This window comes from Anaerobacillus sp. 1_MG-2023 (assembly GCF_030547345.1).
GTDB lineage: Bacteria > Bacillota > Bacilli > Bacillales > Guptibacillaceae > Guptibacillus > Guptibacillus hwajinpoensis_B.
The window spans coordinates 221,224-242,634 of sequence record NZ_JAUORD010000004.1; the positions used below are offsets into that span (position 1 = coordinate 221,224).

The 21,411-nt window shown below is 39.5% G+C and carries 25 protein-coding genes; 5 read left to right on the forward strand and 20 right to left on the reverse strand.

Features of this window, described 5'->3' with window-relative positions; all coding sequences use genetic code 11:
- Positions 1-71 precede the first annotated feature (71 nt).
- Positions 72-3,425, reverse strand: coding sequence for a DNA polymerase III subunit alpha (locus Q4550_RS09630; RefSeq protein WP_303532160.1), 3,354 nt, complete (start codon positions 3,423-3,425; stop codon positions 72-74).
- A gap of 216 nt (positions 3,426-3,641) precedes the next feature.
- Here Q4550_RS09630 and Q4550_RS09635 point away from each other — a divergent pair, with 216 nt between their 5' ends.
- The 3 genes from Q4550_RS09635 (at position 3,642) to Q4550_RS09645 (ending at position 4,768) form a co-directional block, all read left to right on the forward strand.
- Positions 3,642-3,977 carry a YtrH family sporulation protein gene (locus Q4550_RS09635; protein ID WP_194219635.1) on the forward strand — a complete coding sequence of 112 codons (336 nt, stop codon included), beginning with the start codon at positions 3,642-3,644 and terminating at the stop codon, positions 3,975-3,977.
- A complete protein-coding gene (ytrI, locus tag Q4550_RS09640; RefSeq protein WP_303532163.1) occupies positions 3,974-4,480 on the forward strand; it encodes a sporulation membrane protein YtrI in 507 nt (168 codons plus the stop codon). Before Q4550_RS09635 ends, ytrI begins: the two co-directional genes overlap by 4 nt.
- Before the next feature lie 96 nt (positions 4,481-4,576).
- The gene (locus tag Q4550_RS09645; RefSeq protein ID WP_098444518.1) at positions 4,577-4,768 is read left to right on the forward strand and encodes a YtzJ family protein; all 192 of its coding nucleotides are present in this window, start codon (positions 4,577-4,579) and stop codon (positions 4,766-4,768) included.
- 63 nt (positions 4,769-4,831) lie between these two features.
- Here the strand turns inward: Q4550_RS09645 and Q4550_RS09650 are convergent, their stop codons facing one another.
- Positions 4,832-5,770: a DHH family phosphoesterase gene (locus Q4550_RS09650; protein WP_303532166.1), complete on the reverse strand. Its 939-nt coding sequence runs from the start codon at positions 5,768-5,770 to the stop codon at positions 4,832-4,834.
- 108 nt (positions 5,771-5,878) lie between these two features.
- Between Q4550_RS09650 and Q4550_RS09655 the strand changes: the two genes are divergently transcribed.
- A complete protein-coding gene (locus Q4550_RS09655) occupies positions 5,879-6,184 on the forward strand; it encodes a YtpI family protein (protein ID WP_303532168.1) in 306 nt (101 codons plus the stop codon).
- A 54-nt stretch (positions 6,185-6,238) separates the two neighbouring features.
- Here Q4550_RS09655 and Q4550_RS09660 read toward each other — a convergent pair whose 3' ends face one another.
- The 13 genes from Q4550_RS09660 to Q4550_RS09720 all read right to left on the reverse strand — a co-directional run bounded on the left by Q4550_RS09660 (position 6,239) and on the right by Q4550_RS09720 (position 15,596).
- Entirely contained in the window at positions 6,239-7,549 is a 1,311-nt protein-coding gene (locus tag Q4550_RS09660) for a DRTGG domain-containing protein (RefSeq protein ID WP_303532169.1), read from the reverse strand.
- Between the two features lie 107 nt (positions 7,550-7,656).
- Positions 7,657-7,893, reverse strand: coding sequence for a hypothetical protein (locus Q4550_RS09665; protein WP_303532171.1), 237 nt, complete (start codon positions 7,891-7,893; stop codon positions 7,657-7,659).
- Positions 7,894-7,999: 106 nt separating this feature from the next.
- Positions 8,000-8,680, reverse strand: a complete 681-nt coding sequence (locus Q4550_RS09670) for a metal-dependent hydrolase (protein ID WP_194219288.1) — start codon at positions 8,678-8,680, stop codon at positions 8,000-8,002.
- Between the two features lie 99 nt (positions 8,681-8,779).
- Positions 8,780-10,324, reverse strand: coding sequence for a polyamine aminopropyltransferase (locus tag Q4550_RS09675; RefSeq protein ID WP_303532174.1), 1,545 nt, complete (start codon positions 10,322-10,324; stop codon positions 8,780-8,782).
- A 29-nt stretch (positions 10,325-10,353) separates the two neighbouring features.
- Positions 10,354-10,749: a DUF350 domain-containing protein gene (locus tag Q4550_RS09680; RefSeq protein ID WP_303532176.1), complete on the reverse strand. Its 396-nt coding sequence runs from the start codon at positions 10,747-10,749 to the stop codon at positions 10,354-10,356.
- A gap of 18 nt (positions 10,750-10,767) precedes the next feature.
- Positions 10,768-11,328, reverse strand: coding sequence for a DUF4247 domain-containing protein (locus Q4550_RS09685; RefSeq protein ID WP_303532177.1), 561 nt, complete (start codon positions 11,326-11,328; stop codon positions 10,768-10,770).
- Positions 11,329-11,355: 27 nt separating this feature from the next.
- Positions 11,356-12,027 (reverse strand): PspA/IM30 family protein, encoded by a 672-nt coding sequence (locus Q4550_RS09690; RefSeq protein ID WP_303532179.1) that lies wholly within the window; start codon positions 12,025-12,027, stop codon positions 11,356-11,358.
- Between the two features lie 14 nt (positions 12,028-12,041).
- Positions 12,042-12,548, reverse strand: a complete 507-nt coding sequence (locus Q4550_RS09695) for a DUF4178 domain-containing protein (protein ID WP_303532181.1) — start codon at positions 12,546-12,548, stop codon at positions 12,042-12,044.
- 53 nt (positions 12,549-12,601) lie between these two features.
- Entirely contained in the window at positions 12,602-13,069 is a 468-nt protein-coding gene (locus Q4550_RS09700; protein ID WP_303532183.1) for a DUF3939 domain-containing protein, read from the reverse strand.
- Between the two features lie 132 nt (positions 13,070-13,201).
- Positions 13,202-14,320 carry an alanine dehydrogenase gene (gene ald, locus Q4550_RS09705; RefSeq protein ID WP_303532185.1) on the reverse strand — a complete coding sequence of 373 codons (1,119 nt, stop codon included), beginning with the start codon at positions 14,318-14,320 and terminating at the stop codon, positions 13,202-13,204.
- 135 nt (positions 14,321-14,455) lie between these two features.
- Complete coding sequence (locus Q4550_RS09710; protein WP_303532186.1) at positions 14,456-14,794, reverse strand: fluoride efflux transporter FluC; 339 nt, start codon at positions 14,792-14,794, stop codon at positions 14,456-14,458.
- Complete coding sequence (locus Q4550_RS09715; RefSeq protein WP_303532187.1) at positions 14,794-15,165, reverse strand: fluoride efflux transporter FluC; 372 nt, start codon at positions 15,163-15,165, stop codon at positions 14,794-14,796. The genes Q4550_RS09710 and Q4550_RS09715 overlap by 1 nt, the downstream gene beginning before the upstream one ends.
- A gap of 56 nt (positions 15,166-15,221) precedes the next feature.
- Positions 15,222-15,596, reverse strand: coding sequence for a hypothetical protein (locus tag Q4550_RS09720; RefSeq protein WP_303532189.1), 375 nt, complete (start codon positions 15,594-15,596; stop codon positions 15,222-15,224).
- A 127-nt stretch (positions 15,597-15,723) separates the two neighbouring features.
- Here Q4550_RS09720 and Q4550_RS09725 point away from each other — a divergent pair, with 127 nt between their 5' ends.
- Positions 15,724-17,049, forward strand: a complete 1,326-nt coding sequence (locus Q4550_RS09725; protein ID WP_303532191.1) for a purine-cytosine permease family protein — start codon at positions 15,724-15,726, stop codon at positions 17,047-17,049.
- Between the two features lie 84 nt (positions 17,050-17,133).
- Here Q4550_RS09725 and Q4550_RS09730 read toward each other — a convergent pair whose 3' ends face one another.
- The 5 genes from Q4550_RS09730 to Q4550_RS09750 all read right to left on the reverse strand — a co-directional run bounded on the left by Q4550_RS09730 (position 17,134) and on the right by Q4550_RS09750 (position 21,257).
- Positions 17,134-17,292 carry a hypothetical protein gene (locus Q4550_RS09730; RefSeq protein WP_226614667.1) on the reverse strand — a complete coding sequence of 53 codons (159 nt, stop codon included), beginning with the start codon at positions 17,290-17,292 and terminating at the stop codon, positions 17,134-17,136.
- Between the two features lie 134 nt (positions 17,293-17,426).
- Positions 17,427-17,930 (reverse strand): MogA/MoaB family molybdenum cofactor biosynthesis protein, encoded by a 504-nt coding sequence (locus Q4550_RS09735; RefSeq protein WP_303532193.1) that lies wholly within the window; start codon positions 17,928-17,930, stop codon positions 17,427-17,429.
- A complete protein-coding gene (locus Q4550_RS09740) occupies positions 17,927-18,775 on the reverse strand; it encodes an EcsC family protein (protein WP_303532195.1) in 849 nt (282 codons plus the stop codon). Before Q4550_RS09740 ends, Q4550_RS09735 begins: the two co-directional genes overlap by 4 nt.
- A gap of 126 nt (positions 18,776-18,901) precedes the next feature.
- Complete coding sequence (locus Q4550_RS09745; RefSeq protein WP_303532197.1) at positions 18,902-20,089, reverse strand: acetate kinase; 1,188 nt, start codon at positions 20,087-20,089, stop codon at positions 18,902-18,904.
- A gap of 175 nt (positions 20,090-20,264) precedes the next feature.
- Positions 20,265-21,257 (reverse strand): class I SAM-dependent methyltransferase, encoded by a 993-nt coding sequence (locus tag Q4550_RS09750; protein ID WP_303532199.1) that lies wholly within the window; start codon positions 21,255-21,257, stop codon positions 20,265-20,267.
- Positions 21,258-21,411: the final 154 nt, after the last annotated feature.

Sequence of the window (21,411 nt, forward strand, 5' to 3'; positions counted from 1 at the left end):
GTACAATTGGGCAGTGGTCAGACCACTCTATTTTCACCATTATAACAAATCACCATTAGCTGTAAAGATTTTCATTGAGGCTTTTTCACAACATTGTTTTCACCAAGTAATTTTTTCAAGGCTTGAAGACAGTCAGTATCAGGGTTTACCAGCCATTCTTTACCAAGCTTTACGGTTTTATCTGTTTCACTATAATAAACTACGACCTCTGCATCACCCTCATAGTTACGAAGCACTTCCTTCACTTCACTTAGCATACTTATATGGTGAGGCTCAACTTTCAGAAATAAGGTTTTCTTCTCTTTCTTTGGCTGAACATCACTTAGCTTCATCACTCGAGAAATAATAATATTCGTTTGATCATTTCGTTTCTGCCCTACACCATCAACGTAAAGAAATTGCCCTTTCGATAAAAGACTCTCCATTTGTTCCCAAACATCAGGAAAAGCGACTCCTTCTATTTCTCCCGTTTCATCACCAAACGTTAGAAAAGCCATCATTTGTCCTTTCTTCGTGCGAATACTTCTGACCTTCAATACCTCTACAGCTAACCTTAATGGGGCTCGATCTGAAGCAGTGATTGCTTCCCTCGTAACATCTCTTACGTATCCCTTCAAATTCTCTAAATAGGGATCAAGAGGATGGGCTGTTAAATAAAACCCAATTGCTTCTTTCTCGAAAGCAAGCATTTCTTTTTCATCAAAAGGGGGAACGCTCTCGTAAACTGGTTCAGCCTCACCATCTTCAAAAAAACCTGTTTGTCCATTTTGTTCAGACCCATAGTTCATGGCCCCTTCGAGTGAAGCGAGCATAGAGGAACGACTTACCCCGAACTCATCCATCGTACCAGCAAAGATCAACGATTCAAGTGCACGCTTATTTACTATTCTCAGTGAAATTCTTGCGCATAAATCAAAAAGGCTTTTATAAAAGTGATTCCTCTTATCCAAGATTTCTTCTATAGCATTTTTACCTACATTTTTTACAGGAAGTAAACCGAATCTCAAGGCCTCATTTTCAACAGTGAAGGTTTCTTTACTTTTGTTGATTGACGGCGGAAGAACCGTTATGCCTTTCTGTCTTGCTTCTGATAAATACATAGCAAGTCTATCTTGATTTCCGATTGCAGAAGTTAATAGACTCGAAAAGAAGTAACGTGAATAGTTAGCTTTTAAATAAGCTAGTTGATAAGCAATCACGCTATAAGCTACTGCGTGACTCCGATTAAATCCGTAATCCGCAAAACGGACAATGTACTCATATACTTTAATAGCAGTTTCTTTAGGATATCCCTTTGCAAGACAACCACTAACGAAATGCTCTCTTTCAGATTCAAGAACTTCACGCTTCTTCTTAGATACGGCCCTTCTTAATAAATCCGCTTCTCCAAGAGAAAAACCTGCTAATTTTGATGCAATTTGCATGATTTGCTCTTGATACACGATAACTCCATAAGTTGATTTTAGAATTGGTTCAAGATCTGGATGGAGATAATCAATTGAACGTTCTTTATGTTTACCTGAAATGAAGAGCGGAATGTTTTCCATTGGACCCGGCCTATATAAAGCATTAACAGCAACAATATCTTCAAATTCAGTCGGCTTCAACCTCCTCAACACTTGACGCATGCCATCAGATTCAAGTTGAAAAACACCTGTTGTGTCAGCTTTTTGCAGCAGTGAGAAGGTAGGTTGATCATCCATTGGAATAGTAGAAAGCGAAGGGCGCACGCCTGTTTCACTTTCAATATCATTTAATATCCCTTCAATTAAAGTTAAATTTCGAAGTCCAAGAAAGTCCATTTTCAATAGACCTACTTCTTCTAAATCGTTCATGGGAAACTGCGTCAAACTAATATGATGACCACCAAGTAAAGGCACATGTTTCGTAAGCGGCTCAGCTGAAATAACAATTCCTGCGGCATGTGTTGATGTATGACGTGGTAGCCCTTCAATCGTACTTGCTATGTCAAAAACCTGTTTTCCTTCAGAGGTAGATGATATGAGCTCCCTGAGTGCTTTTGACTCTTCTTTTGCCTGTTTCAACGTCATTCCAGGTCTTGAAGGGACTGCTTTAGACATCGCATCCAGAAGCTTCGTGTCTACTTCTAACACTTTTCCAACGTCACGAATTGCAGCTTTTGCAGCAAGCGTACCGAACGTTACGATTTGGGCTACGCGGTCATGTCCGTATTTCTCGTAAACGTATTCAATGACCTCATCTCTTCTTACATCAGGGAAGTCGATGTCAATATCTGGCATCGTAACTCGTTCTGGATTCAAGAAGCGCTCAAATAGAAGGTTGTGTTCGATAGGATCCACATCAGTTATATGCAATAAGTAAGCAACGAGAGAGCCAGCCGCCGATCCTCTCCCCGGACCTGTAATCATATGATGATCATGAGCATATTTCATGAAATCCCAAACAATTAGGAAATAATCATTAAATCCCATCTCATTGATAATTGTAAGTTCGTAATCTAATCGGTCCGTCACATGTATACCTGGATCGTGATACCGTTCAGCTAAATGGTTTATACATATCTCCTTCAAAAACTCAAAAGCCGATTTTCCGTCAGGAACTGGATAAACGGGTAAGTGCGTTTGCTCAAAATTCAGTTCGACAGAACATCTTGCGGCGATCTTAGTTGTGTTTGCAAGAGCTTCCTCATAACCCTTAAACCGCTCTCTCATTTCTTCCTCAGAGGTTAAATAATATTCATGATTAGGTAAGGCCACCTTGTCTTTCTCTTGATAACGTTGCCCTGTATCAATACACCTTAAGCAATCATGTGCTTCCCCATCTTCTTGATTAATATAGTGAACCGCATTTGAAACGGTTAATGGAATGTTCGCTTTATTGGCAAGCTTGGAAATTAACAAGTTAAGGTGTCTTTCTTCTCTAAGAGAATGATCCTGCATTTCGAGATAGAATCCCTCTTTGAAAACGCGTTGATACTCTATTGCCATTTGTAAGGCGACCGTCTCTTCTTCATAAAGAAGGGCTTTTCCAATTTCACTATGAAGGGTCCCAGATAAGGCGATGAGACCATCTGATCTTTCAAATAAATTTGTTTTATCTATGTATGGATTTGGCCCCCCTGTACTTTGCATTTGCGTACTGATATTCAATAAGTTCTCATAACCTACCGTATTAACAGCAAGTAGAACAAGGTTATCCAACTGTTGGTCCCGCTGATGGAGAGAAGACTCATTCCCCACGCTTACCTCTAGTCCAATTATTGGCTTGATTCCCTTTGCTTGACATGCTTTATAGAATGGAATTGTCCCATACATTGTTCCTTTATCTGTCAGAGCCATAGACTGAAATCCTTTTTGTATTGCAGATTCAACAAGTGATTCAATTCGACTTGGGCTATCTAGCAGACTATATTCACTGTAAACACGAAGATGCACAAATTCCATATATAATCCCACTCTCAATTTGCTATTACTTTCTATTATAAATACTTCCACCTTCTCAAACAAACATTATCAAGCATATCCCTCTCTCCTAATTGCATAGGCTGTACTAAAAGCGAAAAATAGGCTGATTTATAATCACACACTTTTTCTTCAGCTTTTTATGTATTGTAAAGAATAAGTTACTTCATGAAATTTGATACGAAAGAAGGAATCAAAATGGAGAGAGTAACGCTCGTAACATTAATTATCGCTTTTTTCGTTGCATTTGGTGTGATTGTTGGAGGGTCAATTATCGGAGGAATCGGGGCATTCCTTTCTGGTGAGCCACCACTACACTGGATCTATATCGTTGCACAAAGATTAAAAATCTGGGCGATTGCCGCAGCAATTGGCGGAACATTTGATACGATAAATAACATGGAAAGAAGTTTTCTCAGTGGTTCACCAGATGAAATCATGCGTCAATTTTTATGGATTTTCTGTGCGCTTGGCGGGGCGCAGGCAGGTATGGAGATCATTAACTGGCTTACTCAGGAACGCTCTTCCTTATGAGAGTTCCGCAAATTTATTCTAGAAAAGGATGGCAACGATTTCTTGCAGGTCTTTCTGTAGGAGTTATCTTTGGGTGGTTATTCTTTCTGATGCTTTTCGGCATTATGTACGAAAAGCAGATTACAACAATTAAAGAACAAAAAATTGAAATCTCGGACCTAAAAACCCAAAATCAAACATTGCTCGATGATCAAGAAAATTATAATAATAAAGAAATCGAAAAAACTCTTCTCGTCAAAAAAATCGAAGTCACTTTCGAGAAAAATAATGACCTATCATTAAACTCATTAACGCGTCACGAATTAAAGAAAGAAATTCAAACCGAATTAAATGATCTTCTCAACAAGGATCTCGGAGCGATTTCTAGAACTAGAAGTTTTATCATTCAATCCCTCGAAAACAAAACGCTTATGATTGACAATATTAAATATGGTTTTAAAGTGAAGCAATTTATTCTTTGGACAACAGTCGAGGTGGTGCTTACAATTGAACTCGTTCAATAGCGAAAATAAAACTATTTTGTGACCTTTTGTCAGACAAGTCGCAATTTTCATAGGTGTAGTATATGATAAGAGTATAGAAAATTTGGAGGTGGCGCGATGGTTATTGATCGCAAACAAATCGCGAGAGCGAAAATTGCTGATTTAATGAATGGGCGATCCGCTTACGCAGAGTCACACGAAATGACTGCTCTAATTAAAAAGGAATTGCAATCACTTAACATCGACGTGCACGAAGACGTGACAAGCTTTGGTTCATGGTTTATACCTAAATCGCATGATCAAGTGTAAATGTGGTAACAACAAAGACCGGCGCTCTCTCAATAAAGGAGACACCGGTCTTTTAGTTTGTTATTATACTTCTTCGCACACTTTGTCTAACTCCGCAAGAACGTCATCAGCCTCTGCCCACGAATAAACAGTTGCCCCCGCAGCCATTGGATGTCCGCCACCATTAAATTGAGCAGCAATTGTATTCACAACAGGCCCTTTAGAACGAAGACGAACACGAATTTGATCTGGTTCCTCAATGAAGAAAACCCACGCCTTCAAACCCGCTACATTAGAGAAAGTATTCACTAGCTGTGATGCCTCACTAGCCGTTACGCCATATGAAGCAACTGTTTCTTTTGTGATTTTCATCCATCCAGCACCAGTTTCTGATGTTTCAAAATGCTGTAAGACATATCCGTTTAAGCGAGCGATATGCTGTTCCGTTTTGTATAGTTCCTTATATAGAGAGCCTGTGTCTACACCAAACTTCAAAAGCTCACCTGCATACATAAAGGTACGCTGAGTCGTATTAGAAAACATAAAACGTCCGGTATCACCTACTATACCTGCATAAAGAAGAAAAGCTCCTTTTTCAGAAAGCTTGTACCCTCGTTCCTTAGCGGTAAGGTACAAATCTACAATCATTTCACTAACAGAGCTTGAAGAAGTGTCCACCCAGAGAAGATCACCATAAGGGTCTTCATTTGGATGATGATCAATTTTAATTAAGAGCTTGCCATTACGATATCGGTTATCACTAACCCTAGGCTGATTCGCCGTATCACAAACAATGACAAGTGCGTTATGATATGTTTCATCCTGAACCTCATCCATTCGGTTCAGGAATGTAAGTGATGGTTCTTCTTCACCAACCGTAAACACACGCTTCTTTGGAAAAGAAGCGTGTATAAGCTCGGCAAGTCCTCCCTGTGAGCCAAGTGCATCAGGATCTGGGCGCACATGACGATGAATGATAATGGTCTCATATTGTTCGATAGCATCTAATATTTGTTCCTTCATCAACTTTCTCCTTTCGACCGCTTCCCAATTGTTACGTATATGTCATAGATTTTCAGTACTAAATTCTATACAATAGAAAAGAACCTTGAATTATGGAGGAAAACAGTCATGCCTATCTTTGTCATATTAATTGTCTTTTCAATCGTTTTCTATTTGTTTTATCGAGTAAAATCTGTTCGACATAACGGTGTCGCAACAACTCAATGGCTTAATTCAAAAGCAAGCATTGCACTAGGACTTTTCCTTATCTTTTTTGCCATTAATACGCTTACCGTTTCTTTATCAACGGTCACTGTGATTGTTGCCGCTGTCTTTATTTTACTTGGTCTTGTAAACGTCACAGTTGGCTATAAAAAGTATCGACACTATCTTCCATTTGCAATCGAAGAAGCAAAGGATATGAAACTAAACTAGCAGCGCTATGTTTACTTGTAAAACCGCCACGGATTTATTTCTGGCGGTTTTTTATTATCGATCAATCAATTGCGCCATCATAAGGGCCTTTCCTACGACCGTATTTTCATGATAAATTTCAACATCTACTTTACCAAATTTCCTTGATACCTCGAGAACTTTAGGTACAATTTCAATTGTATGATCAATTTGAACCGGTTTGATGAAATAAAGTGTAATGTTTTCTACTACTAAATCACCCTTTTTGTATTTCTTCAAAACTCGACTTCCAGCTTCAGTGACAAGGGTTGTTACAACACCATAAGATAACGTTCCAAGTAGGCTCGTCATTTGAGGTGTTACTTCACAGCTATAGCGACTTTCCGATCCAGTGGAAATATCTTTGATTTGACTCGTAATAAGGTCGTCAAAGGTTTCCCCTATCTGTGGCTGCTGCTGAATCATTTGAAGAGCCTTAAGTACATCCTGTCTACTAATAATACCGATAAGTCGCTGATAATGATCGAGAACAGGAAGCATCTCTATCCCTTCCCAGATCATTGTATGAGCTGCAGAAGCGACTGACGTTTGCTCATTAACAGTGAGCGGGTGTTTTGTCATCACCTTAGCTATTGACGTTTCATGCTGCTCACCTAAAATATCTTTAGATGTCACAATGCCTTGAACCTTCATATTTGGATCCACAACCGGATAGCGACTATGCAATGTTGATTCATTTAGCTCATGCCAGCGACCTACACTTTCTGTTGTCACAAGAAAACTCGTTTTCGTAAGCGGCGTTAGTATGTCACTTACTAGGGCTATTTCTTTCTTAATTAATCGATCATATATTGCACGATTAATCATTGTTGCAACTGTAAAGGAGTCATAGGAGGTAGATATAATCGGCAAATCATATGCATCAGCCATTTTTTTCACATCATCCTGCGCATCAAATCCACCTGTAATAAGGACAGCAGCCCCGGCTTCTAGTGCAATTTTATGCACGTTGTCGCGATTACCGACTATGAGCAAACTACCAGGATCGACGTAACGCATCATGGCCTCTAGCTTCATCGCACCGATAACAAACTTATGAAGGGTTTTATGTAAACCATTTCTTCCTCCAAGCACCTGCCCATCGACGACGTTCACTACTTCAGCATACGTGAGTTTTTCGATATTTTCTTTCTCTTTTTTTGTGATTCGGATCGTCCCAACCCGTTCAATCGTGCTGACCGTTCCTTTGTTTTCAGCATCCTTAATCGCTCTGTATGCTGTACCCTCACTAACCTTTAATTCTCTAGCAATTTGACGTACGGATATTTTACTTCCTACTTCTAGCGTTTCAATGTAAGAGAGGATCTGTTCATGTTTCGTTGTCAATTTCTTTCACCATACTTTCTACATGCACATCTGTATCAGTAGCTAAACTACTGCTGTTATAGTGGTGTTTGAATTGACTTCATTATACATAACACAGACCTATAACTTCAACGACCGTATTGTTTTTTTCTTAATTCTTCTACTGAATCATTAACTATCATAGGTTTTCTCTCTTGCTTTCCAAAAAATAGTCCGGAAAGATTTCCACCAAGTGCCATAATAGCAAATAAAAGCCAGAGACTAAAAAAAGCACCTTCTAGCGTTAAGTCAATTTGAAAGCGCGGCATAGCATCATACATCAAAAACAGAATACATAAGACGGATAAAAACAATCGTTGTTTCACAATGATTCCCCCCTCACGGTCTTTACTAAAAGGGTATGTTCAAGTCCGCTTAATTAATACGATTATCAAACACAAAACCGATGCAAAGCATCGGTTTTGTGTTTGATTACAATTCGATTGTTTCTCCTGTTTGAAGAACCTTACCTTTTGTACCTTCAAGGCTTTCAGTAAACGCCTCGCCATTTTGTTCAATAAGCGGGAAAGTATTGTAGTGAATTGGTACGGTTATTTCAGCTCCTATCCATTTTGCAGCGATAGCTGCATCTTCAGGACCCATAGTAAAATTATCACCAATTGGTAGAAACGCAAGATCAATTTGCTTATTAGATAATAGCTTCATATCAGAATAAAGCCCAGTATCACCCGCGTGGTAGACCGTCTTACCTTCTGCGCTAAAGAGAATCCCCGCTGGCATCCCTGTGTAAATGATTTGCTGGTTTTCTTCTTCAGTGTAGCTCGAACCATGGAATGCCTGAGTTAACTTCACATTACCAAACTCAAACTCATGTGCCCCACCGATTGCCATAGGATGCGTGTTAACACCTTTGAAACCAAGATATGTAGCAAGTTCGAATGGAGCTACGACTAATGCATCGTTTCGCTTTGCAATTTCAACTGTGTCACCAACGTGATCATTGTGCCCATGTGTTAGCAATATCACATCGCAAGTAACTTGATCCGCATCTAAATCACACTGACCATTACCGGAAATAAAAGGATCAATTAAAATTTTTGCTTTGTTCGTAACAACTTCTACAACTGAATGACCATGAAATGTAACTTTCATTTGTTATCGCTCCTTTAACAATTGGGTTTCACTACCTTCCCTAAAACGCTAGGAGGTTAGTTCTTTACTTATTACGTTCCCTTTGATAAACGATCTAAACTAATAATACAACCAGGCGTTTTCATATTTTTCAATTAAATGAGGGCGGATTAGAGTATTAGGTTCAAGGCTGATTTTTTCGCCATCTTTCACCATGTGACTGTCCTCATCTTTACCAAATACAGTAAGATATGGAATCATTTCGTCTGAAAGATAATCGGTTTGAACTGAAATATCCAAGTCCTCTTGAGCTACAGGATTCCTTGTTGCCATAACAAAACCCCAGTTCCCGAAACTTGGAATTTCAACGTGATAATTTGACGTTCGTAGTCCAGTTTCTGAAATCGTTCGATCAATCGTCCAATAAGCTTCCCTCGCAAATAAGGGACTAGTCGCCTGCACCATTAGCGCCCCACCTACATCTAAATGATTGCGCAATAAAGAGTAAAACTCCCACGTGTAAAGCTTATTCAAAGACTCATTATTTGGATCTGGGAGATCAGATATGATGACATCAAACATTTTTTTCTGTTTTTCAATGTATTGAAATGCATCTTCATTATGAATATCGACACGTTTATCTTCAAGTGAATGCTCATTTAATTCCGTTAATAAATGATGATTCTTCGCTAGTTTTACCATTTCCGGATCTAGATCCACTACTGTAATGGATTTCAGATCGTCATATTTAAGTAGCTCTCTAACCGCAAGACCATCTCCACCGCCAAGTATAAGAACATCCTCCACTTCTTTAACAGCAGCCATAGGAATATGCACAAGTGTTTCATGGTACCTATGTTCATCACTTGAGCTAAACTGAAGCTGTCCATCTAAATAAAGTCTTAGATCTCCCTGCTCCTTCGTCAAGGTGATTTTTTGATAGGATGTTTCCTCGGAGTAAATGATGGGGTCTTTGTATAGGCGTTGCTCAAACGAGAACGCCATCTCCTCTCCAAATAAAGTCCCACCAATCATTAGTACAAACAGAAGAAAGGCTATTCCAACATACATTCCTTGATAGACGATCTCTTTTCTAAATGAATTAATCATCCAAAATGCAACGAGAATGTTTACAATAGCTACAAGAAAGGCTGATTTTACTAGACCGAATTCCGGACGAAGGTAAAAAGCAAATAACATTCCTCCTACAAGTCCCCCAGCATAGTCAGAGAAGAGCACCCTAGCCGTGCTTTTGTTCATTTCAACGCCAATCTCATTCGCTTTCCGAATAAGAATGGGTAATTCAAGGCCAGTTAGTCCACCAACAATGAGAATAATGGAATAGAGTACAATGGCTGTTGCTTCTTCTCCCGCAAAAGCTGTAATTCCAAACACAGCAAAACTTGAAAATCCTCCAATTAAGCCAATAAGAAGCTCAATTGCAATGAATCTCGTAATCAGGTTTTTAACTACCTTTTCACTCAATGATGCGCCAATACCCATACCTGTTAGAAAGAGAGAAATAGTTAACGTGTATTGCTTAACACCGTCTCCGAGTATGTAAGAACCCAGTGCACCGAACAGCACTTCAAAAATAATACCGCAAATGGATACAATTCCTGAAGCCCAGTACAATTGACTGCTTTTACTTAACGTCTTGCTCATGACTTCCACCTTCAGCTGATCATTTCTTTTTACGTAATTGATGCTCCTACTACTAAGCCTAGTCCTATTGAAACACACATCGATAGAATGCCTACAGCTACGACACCTTCACTAAGCTTCTCTTCCACTGAAAATCGTCTAGTAAGAAAATCGAAAATATAATAGGCAACTAGTTGAAGCACTACACCATACGCTCCCCAGATAATTGTTTCAAGAACATCCGAACTATGGTAAATAGAGAATGCTAGTATTAAACAAATCCCGATTATCTTACCACCTATCGAAAGTGCAACGGCCATGTTCCCGTTCTCAATCTGTTCCCAGTCCTTATATTTTGTCGTGATCAATTCAAACACAATCAATCCAACTACAACAACGACAATCGCCGCTATAAAATAAAAAAATGTTAATAGAAATGGCCCCATGTCATGATCCTCCTTTGTTTATTTTCCTGTTCCAGGTCCGCCCCCACGATTAGATCCTCGGAATGACGGAATCGTAGTCGGTCCTTTATATGAACCTCCAGTAGATCCATAACCGCCATAGCAATTTCCGCTAGCGCTCTGACAGCGGTTCTTCTGCTTTTTGCCCCAGTCGTCTACATCAAGTATTTCATCAAGAATGTAGTAAGCCAGCAACCCATCAAAGAAATCCGGCTGGTAATTATCTCTCACAAAGCCAACTGTCGCAACTTCAACTAGTGTGTTTGATGGCTCATCACTTTCTTCTAATGTAACGATATAGTCATCATAAACAAGAATTTGCTTACCTTCTTTTAATTCACTGACTTCATTCGGCTTTATTTGTTCCTTAAGATAGGTGGCAACAGAAGGAATATCTTCCTCAGCAAGATAGACCTTTGAGGTATCGTTTGAATCCACGCTACTCGCTACAACATCTTCAAGCTGATAGCGGTCTTCAACAATTTCGAGAATATCCTTCGTAATCCCACATGCCGATAAGAGCAGAATGAATGCTGTCAGCAATCCTATTAGCCATTTCATTCTTCCACCCCATTTTAAGGGGAAAGGTTATTCTTTCCCCATTTTTTTCTTTAGCTCAGCTAATTCATCATCGATTCCATTATTTTTATCGAGGGCCGCAAGCTCATCATCAAGCGAACGGTTTTTGGAACGCATATCTTCACTTGTTTCAGCTTCTGCCTCATATTGAAGAACCTTTTCTTCCATACGCTCAAATCCTCGTTTAGAATCATCACCACCAATATCAGACATGGCGCGATTTATTTTTGTTTTTGTTTTAGCTGACTCAGCTCGAGCTTTCAAACTATCTTTCTTCAGTTGCATTTGACGATACTCTTCTTTCATTTCATCTAGTTTTGAGCGAAGAGAGTCGGCGTCAGCTTTTGCTCTTTCGTACGATACCTTTAATGTTTCCGCTTTGGCTTCATGATCTTTCTTATCCTGAAGCGCTCTTCTTGCAAGATCATCGTTATCAGAGTGAAGAGCTTTCTCAGCTTGCCCCTGACGCTTAGTCACCATAGAATTAGCATCGTCCCATTTTTTCTTTAACATCTTTTCATTAGAGATTTGTTTTGCAACAGCGGTTTCTGCTTCTCTTATATCCGCTTCCATATCCCTCATAAATTGCTCTAGCATTTTTACGGGATCCTCCGCTTTATCAAGTGCAGCGTTTAATTCAGAAGACATAATCGTTTTTACTCTTTTAAACATTTTAAACATTCGCTTTCATCCTCTCATTTGCTTCCAGCAAGAATTTTGATTTCATAATCTTCAATCGCGTAACCTTTACTCACTTCTACTTCGGAACCCCAGACTTCAATGGATAGATAACTTGATTCATCTTCATTGGAAAAATCATAATACTCGACTTCCTGTCCATCTAACTTACTTCCTCGTCCATTGCCCGTCACCTTTGCGTAACCATGTTCCTCTTTATAATAAGTAACGGAATCAATGCTTATTTCTTCAGGAATTGGTTTCGAGATTTTTTCTTTTACATTTCGATAAATGCCTAGCTCTAGTTCATCATCCATTTCAACACTAAGCCAGATCGAAGATGATCCTGAGATTAACTGGTATGCTTGCCATTCGTAACCTTTATTATGATATGTTAGCGTCCCCACAACCTCATAATCCTCAAGATCATATGTGATGATATCTCCTATCTGAATCGTAAAAACCGTTCTTTCTTCTACCTTCTTCTCTTCTTTCTTTCCAAAAAACTTTGATAAAAAACTCATACCGCGACCTCCCATCCTCTCTTTCATACGAATGATCGAGAAAAATGTTCCCGTTATTTTTCCCGTTTTCTATGTGTAACCATACTTTCCTGTTCTGTAAAATAAAAATCAAGTGGCGGTCGTTCTGTTAAAAGAGCTTTTTTCTCTAGCTTAAAAAAACTAATTTTTTTATACGGGTCTCCTTCAATAATTGGAGGTGCTTTTTCAGAACGAATGTATGCATCTACCGCTCTTTGCACTGCATCAATCCAAAAAGGAATGTGACGGTTTTCCTCTTCAAAGAGTTCAAATGTCTCTTTTGACATATAAAATGATTTAGAAGGAATGCCTCCAAGATGGGGAGCGAGGAGAGAAGAATCAAGTTCATTATTTTCTTTTACCAATACTTTCAACGAGATCCCATCTCTTTTCTTTTCAGCAAATGCTCCGACAGCCTGTCGTATCTCATGAAGGTTTGCATCTATTATCCCGATTGAATGTTGCGGATTGTTTTTAATGCTTTTTTTACTCCAAAAAGCCATTTGATGATTCACCTCCCTCTCTTATGATTCGTATAACTATATAAAAACCCTTCAACACTGATGAAAATTTCTAAGCTTTTTAATACGATAAAAAAATAAAGCAGCTAACGGTTAGCTGCTTTATTTCTACTTCTATTTTTCAAGGAGTGAGCGAGCATTTTTATATGTGAGCTGATGGGCTTCAGCTACTGCTTCGTACGTTACAAATCCGTCCATCGTATTAATTCCTCTTAGCAATGGTTCATTTTCTAGACAGGCTCTTTTATAACCTTTATTCGCAAGTTGAGCGGCATAAGGTACAGTCACATTCGTTAAGGCAATGGTTGATGTACGCGGCACAGCTCCAGGCATATTCGCTACCGCATAGTGAACAACATCATATTTTGTGTATGTCGGGTTGTCATGAGTTGTGATACGATCGGTCGTTTCGAAAATACCTCCCTGATCAATTGCTACATCAACAATAACAGAGCCCGCCTTCATTTCTTTGATCATCTCTTCTGTTACAAGCTTCGGTGCTTTTGCCCCTGGAATAAGCACTGCACCAATCACTAAATCTGATTCTTTCACGGCTTCTGTTATGTTAAGTGGATTAGACATCATCGTATTAATCTCAGTACCAAAAATGTCATCAAGCTGACGCATTCGTTCTGGACTTAAATCCATAATTGTCACATCGGCACCAAGCCCCATCGCAATTTTCGCAGCGTTCGTTCCGACGACTCCTCCACCAATAACCGTTACTTTACCTCTTTTAACCCCAGGGACACCGCCCAGTAGAATACCGAGTCCTCCTTTAGGTTTCTCAAGGAATTGAGCCCCTATTTGAGCCGCCATCCGACCAGCAACTTCACTCATGGGTGTCAAAAGAGGTAGCGAGCCATTTGGTAACTGAACGGTTTCATAGGCAATTCCGATCACTTTTTTGTCTACAAGAGCCCTGGTTAATTCAGATTCTGCAGCAAGATGAAGATATGTAAATAAAATCAAACCCTCACGAAAGTAGACATACTCCTCTCGAAGTGGTTCCTTTACTTTCATGACCATTTCCTTCGACCACGCTTCAGCGGCCGTCTCTACTAGATGGGCTCCAGCTTCAAGGTACTGATCATCCCCAAAACCAGATCCAACGCCCGCTCCTTTTTCGATATAAACCTCATGACCTAATCGCGTTAAGGTCAGTACTCCAGCAGGGGTCATTGCTACACGGTTCTCATTGTTTTTAACCTCAACAGGCACTCCAATATGCATTGATACTCCTCCTTTATCTCTAACCAGCCATATACTGTTATCTCTATTGTATAACATTTAATACCATTAAATGTGGGAATGACTTAAGGGGTGAATCTATTTCATAAATAGATCGCATTAGTTGTCGGAGTATTTTTACATCACCATCATATACCCCGCTGCCACCATTAACAACCCGCCAATTAAGCTAATTGATATATATGTGACAGAAAGCCAAAGCTTTATTGAGCCTAGGTCAAAAGCCTCGTACATAAAGGTAGAAAAAGTCGTTAGTGCTCCAAGAAATCCAGTCGATATCCCAGCACCCCAATCGCCTGCTCCGAAAGCCATCCCTAGTATGAAACTCCCTATGAGGTTAACAAGTAGAGTGGCTAGCGGGAATCGAGAAGTGTTACATCGATTAACCATTAATGCCGTTATATATCGAAGCCATGCCCCTATACCTCCACCGATCGCAATCATTAACCACTCCATTACGTCACCTTCCTCGTTCTTTTAGCTAATAAGACTCCAAGGAAGACACTTAGAATTCCACTTACAATAGTGCCGCCCCCATATAGGCCCATCTTAATAAACTGACCATCTTTTATGTAGACCAAAAGATCAAGGGAGTAGGTTGAAAAAGTCGTAAATGATCCTATCATGCCAGTTACAATCATTTTTTTTGCTGGCTCTGAAAAGCGATTGTTTGAATGATTGTATTGATAGAAAAACCCAAGGATAATGGAACCTACTATATTTACTATAAAAGTCGATAAGGGACTGCCATTCAATATGGTTCCCACCACCGCTCGTAGTGTAGCACCAATTGCACCACCTAAAACGACTGCAAAACTATTCTTCACTTGAATGCGGCTCCTTTCACGTCTTTCCTCATCTTAACGAAACCGCTATTCAAAGTCTACCGATCGTTTTGGTTCCAGACCCAAGTATATAATCTTCCACTTGCATCCATCCATTTCAACTCAAATCGCTCTGCATTTTTATAACCAAAGGTGTCCATTTTCTTTACTAATTCTTCTACTCGCGCGATTTCAGTTACTTCCAAATGCTGAAATAACGCCTCTACTTCGTCTTTTGCACGACCACCTTTCTCAACGACTGTTCCATTCTCTACCTCAAATTCGTTCGGACTGGAAAATTCCCATTCATGTTCAACTCCATTTGTTACTACCATACATTTAAACGAGAAGCTGTTTTCTAATGTAGAAGCCTCTGCTCGAATTGTAAAAAGACACAAGTAAATAGCAAAGGTTATGACAACAAACTTTTTCATTATTAATCACCTCACCCTTATGCTGAGTGTAAACAGCATATATTATTCCTAACCGAGCAATCAGGATTGCTTCATTCTTTTTTGCGAACTAAAATAAAGATAAGTCCGTAACTTTAAAGGAGATCATATGAGCAGTCTAAGCAAAACCTCTTCCACTATTCAAATTGAGCGTTATGGGCTTGAATCAGTCCCAGAAAAATTACGCACAACAAGATGGTATGAGTATGCCATGATTCAAATGACCGTTTCTGTCAATGCCGGTAACTTTCTCGTCCCAGCTCTCGCCGTCCTCGAAGGCGGCCTTAGTTTTGTATGGGCAGTTCTAGCCACTGTATTTGGAGCAAGTCTTGCATTCCTTTTCGTGTCTTACCTTTCTTTTCCAGGGGCGCGTCGAGGTATCCCTTCACAATATGCAGTAAGAGCTTTTGTTGGTCTGAAAGGAGCTCAATACTTCGCCTCTCCCGTAAGAACCATCACGTCGCTCTATTGGTTTGCTGTCCAAACCATTGGAGGTACTTATATGGTTGTAGAGCTGATGAAACGTGCTTTTTCAATCGACCTTCTTTTTCTACCAACATCTCTATTTCTCGCTTCAGTAATGGCTTTACTTGCATTAATAGGATTCAATGCCGTCAAAAAAGCCACAAGGTACTTTCTCCCTCTTCTATTTGCCGGAGGAGTTGCCATGTTTTTTGTGTATTCTCAGACTCCTATTAACGGGAACAGTTACTCAAACGTTCTATCAGTTAAACACGGCCCTGAACTAGGCTCTTTCTTTTTCTTTGCCAGCCTCGCTTTTGTGCAGTATGTATCAGGTGTTAGTAGTTCTTCAGACATGGCAAGGTACGCAAAATCCACTCAGCATGCATTCTGGGGAATCTTCTCAGGAAATACGATTGGTTTCACATTAACAGCACTACTCGGAGCCTACACCGCTTCAGTAGCTAACACGTGGAACCCATTTTTAATCACGAGTCAACAAACACAGTCACCACTCCTATTGATCCTCATTTTTGCTTCAGCCCTTTGCTCGATGATTATGATTAACATTAGCAATGCTTATACAGGAGGATATAGTCTGCTTAATACTTTCCCTTCTCTTGGTCGAGTAAAAAGTGCGGTATTACTAGGTTGTGCCGCTGTTATATTAAGTGGATTCCCTACTTTTGTTAACCAGGCCGAGTCATTTATTTCACTTCTTGGAGCCTTCGTTATCCCGTTATCAGCTGTAATCGTGACTGATTTTATTATTGTGAAAAAAGGAAGATTTACTTCAGCGATGCTCCAGGAATTATCTGAGAAGGCCAATCTCTTGAATCGACCTGGGTTTGTCGCGATTTTAATTGGTCTTATCTTTTACATTATTCTTCCTGCATCCTATTCACCAGGTTTTCTCTCATTTTTCCTAACTGGTGGATGTTATCTCGCTTTTCGTTACTTCCCAGTTGGTTAATCATGGTGAAGTTCCATTAGAAACAGCAATCCAAAACGATCATAAATAAAAAAGTTCATGCGTTTAGCATGAACTTTTTGCTTTTTAATAATAACTTTTCCTGTCAGCTTTCCGTGGTAATTCTTTTGTTTTTTTAGTTTCTTCTTGATCAATGACACCACTCTGGTATGATTCACTCAATTGCTGATGCACGGCCATTTCGCCATTCTCATCATAAATCAGTTCCTTTTTCTTATCAGCCATAAGACATCCTCCTATCATTTCGGACTTGCGCTTATATTGTTTCCAAAGCAAGGATGAAAAATGCTTCTAAAAATAGGATGATTGAATCTGATATCGGAATGGATGGTCACATAAATTTCGTTACAAGAGATTCTTTATTTATGGAGCTCACGGACAATATGTGGCAACTCCGGTAGCAGTAATCGCGACATCGCTAATTTGACTGCTCCTGAAGACCCAGGCATAGCAAATATTGCCGTTCCACCTGTCACCCCACCAATGGCTCTACTAAGCATCGCTGGAGTACCAATATCATCTGTATAGCTAATCATGCGGAATAGTTCTCCAAATCCCGCAAGCTCCTTTTCGAGTATGGCTTCCACAACTTCATACGTAACATCTCTTTGGGATATTCCAGTTCCACCATTTAAAAGCACAACATCAACGCCTTTATCATCTATACCTTTTTGAATCGCATGGCGGATCTCTTCTTGTTCATCTTTTACAATTGCTCTTTGCCCAACCATATGATTGTTATCTTCAAGTAAGGAATAAATGATATCTCCGCTTTTATCCGTTTCAATTGTCCTTGTATCACTCACTGTTACAATCAGAGCTCGAATCGATGGCGCATCTTTTTTGTGATCTTCTGAACTCATCCTACGTCCCCCTTTCCAAGTTCATTCAAGAAACGTTTCTGATAAAATTTATGTGCGGTTTCACTTACTGTCCGCGCAAATCTATAGTTCACTCCCGCTCCAATGGCTATTCCAAGAAGGGGTATTCCTTGAATTACTTTTTTCCTTAACATCATAAGAACAGTTCCCTTTATAATTTGCTTCATTGGTCCTTGTAGCCAATTTCCGTCTGCAATTTCTTCAGGCCCTTCATAAAAATAAGGATGCGTTTGCTCATGCTTTATCTCTTCCTCTAACGCTTTCCAGGCTTGTTCTTGTAGCACTTTCGGTAACGTTGCCATGTGAAATACTTTAAGAGCAATCATCATTTCGGAAGGATAGTTTACTGGATAGCCATATGTCATCGCTATTAGCTGAACGGTACGCAAGTTAATAGCAAGTACAGCAGGTATATCAAGACCGAGCAGTAGAAAACTCCCCGTTCCCGCAAGTCCCCCTTGGGCAAATGATACCATTCGCTGACGGGCAATTTGTTGATCTGCTATGTAAACAAGATGATCAATTGAAAGGTTTTTCATGTCCTGAATATTTTCAATTCTAGGATCAAATAACCTTGCATCCGTTAACAATCGATGACTGGCATCCACTTGCGATTGTGAGTTTTGTATAAGCGAATGCATATGAAAAAGAGCTGAATCAATTACGGCATACAAACGGTTTTTCGTTGGTGACTCTAGCTGATTAAGCTGATAGTCATACCATTTCTGGAAAGTGCGCTCTACGTCCGTTGCATGATGCGTAAAGTGCTCTTCCTCCCATTGATTTATGGCGTTCATTCTTTTTTGTTCTCTATCTGTCCACACCATTCGAATTCACTCCCTTACAACTCTTTCTTATATTGTAGCTTTTCCAATCAAAAACTTCCAACAAAGGTGGAATAAGGAGTAAAAAAAGAACAGCGCATCTGTTAAGATACGCTGTTCCTCTAAAGTTTATTTTGAAAGCCTAACTGTATCACGTGCAATGACGACTTCCTCATTAGTAGGAATAATCATTACTTTGACAGGTGAGTGAGGGTAGTTAATGAATGCTTCTTTCCCCTTCACCTTATTTAGAGCTGGATCCCAATATACGCCCATAAATTCAAGTCCACGAAGTACACGTGCACGAACCGCGTCACTATTTTCACCGATACCTGCTGTGAAAATAATAGCGTCTAGTCCTGACATGCGCGCTGCATAAGACCCAATGTATTTATGAATACGAGAAGTAAATACTTCTAGTGCTAATTCAGCACGTTCGTTTCCAGCTTCTGCTTTACTAGTGATATCGCGAAGATCACTTGAGAAACCAGACACTCCAAGAAGACCACTTTTCTTATTCAATGTATTCATAACTTCTTCCGCTGTTTGACCAGTTTTCTCCATAATAAATGGAATCAAAGCAGGGTCAATGTTACCTGAACGAGTTCCCATTGTCACACCAGCTAGTGGAGTGAAGCCCATTGATGTATCAATTGACTTTCCGCCTTGAATAGCTGCGATACTCGCACCGTTACCAAGGTGGCAAGAAAGGAGACGCAATTGATCAAGCGGGCGACCAAGCATCTCTGCCGCTCTCTCTGAAACATACTGGTGGGAAGTACCATGGAAACCGTACTTACGAACACCATAGTCTTCATAATATTCGTATGGCAAGCTATATAAGAATGATTGTTCAGGCATTGACTGATGAAAAGCTGTATCAAATACGGCTACAGATGGAACCTCTGGCAAAATCTCGCGGAAAGAGCGAATACCTACAAGGTTTGCTGGATTATGCAATGGTGCAAGCTCTGATACTTTTTCTATTCCAGCAAGCACATCTTCAGTAATCAATGCAGAATCATTAAATTTCTCCCCACCATGAACAACACGGTGTCCAACACCTTCAATTTCATCGTAAGAAGAAATGATTGAAAAGCTAATCAGCTTGTCTAGAAGCATTTTAACTGCTACTGCGTGATCAGGGATATCTGTGATTTCTTCTCTCTTTTCACCGTTCACTTCTATTGTAAAAATGGCGTCATCAAGGCCGATTCTCTCCACGAGTCCTTTAGTGATAACAGTTTCTTCCGGCATATTTAATAGTTGAAACTTCAACGAAGAACTACCGGCGTTGATTGCGATTATTTTCGCCATATGTGACAGCTCCTTTAATTCAATAAAATTAGAATACGACACGAAAATAGAAGGGTCAGACCCTTCTATCTTTAGCACTCTTATTATTTAAACACCGACCATTACTTTATTCAAGATGAAAACCGCTTACATTCAAGTATTCCGTCAATTCAGATTTGTAAACGTTTCATAAACTTTAAGAAAGCTGTGAAAACCAACCGTTAATCTGCTGCATCATGTTCAACATCGCTTCGCGATTGGAAAAAGACGGAAGTTTCGCCATCATGACTTGTTTAGGCTTTAACGTATGTTCTCCTTTTTTCTGAGTAACAAGAATACTTTTAGCTTGCGATTCATTCGCAAATAAACTTGTAGGCAATTGAATAATGCCGTGGATAACAGAGCGATCGTTTAGTAAATTCCTTACTTGTTTTGCTCCATCATCTCCAAAGAGAAAGTTTGGAATCATAAAGAAGAGCATACCAGACTCTTCTGTCATATTTAAGCTTTGTTCAATAAGAAGATGGTGAACGTAAGACATCCCTTCTTCTGCTTTTAATTCGTATTTTGCAGCTGCTTCCTCATGAGGATAGTACCCAACAGGTAAATCAGTTACGATCGTATTAACTTGGGGAATATAAAGTGGCTTTACGCTATCCTGGTGAAGAAATTCTACCTGGTGTTTTTGCAAATTCGCATTAACAAAACCTAAATGTAATAAAAGATCATCTGGTTCCGCTCCGAATGCTTCAACTTTCTCACCTTCTAATTGGTTTAAAACAGAAGTGAGTAAATTTCCTGTTCCTACTGCAGGATCAAGAATTTTCATTTCCTCTATATTTAATACATCTTTATATTTTTTCACAAGATAACCGATTAAATGCGCAACGCTATCTGGAGTCATGGCATGATGAGGCTGAATTCCTTTCTTCATCCCTTTCAGAAGTGCAAGCTGGATTCCTTTACGCACTGTTTCTTTCTTAGCACCCTCAAGATCACATGAATCATAAAGAGCTTTAAGACGGACAACGGTATCCGTATCTAGTTCCTCTTGTAATACTTTATTTTCGAATATGTTTAAACCTGTCTCAACGAGAGCTTCAAGATACGACATTTCCAATTTATTTTGAATAACTAGCGTCGATTCATCAAGCACGTTATATAAATTTTCTACAGTTAGTTCGGTCATTGATTGGCCTCCTATCAGTTCGCCGTCTCTATTGTAAACAGTCTTGAGTTCTTTCGCAACATCGGAAGATCATCTGTTACGAGAGTGACTGTTTATTCTTTGCAAAAGTTTATGGCTAATCGAGAGTTTTCTACACTAACGTCTATGAATTATA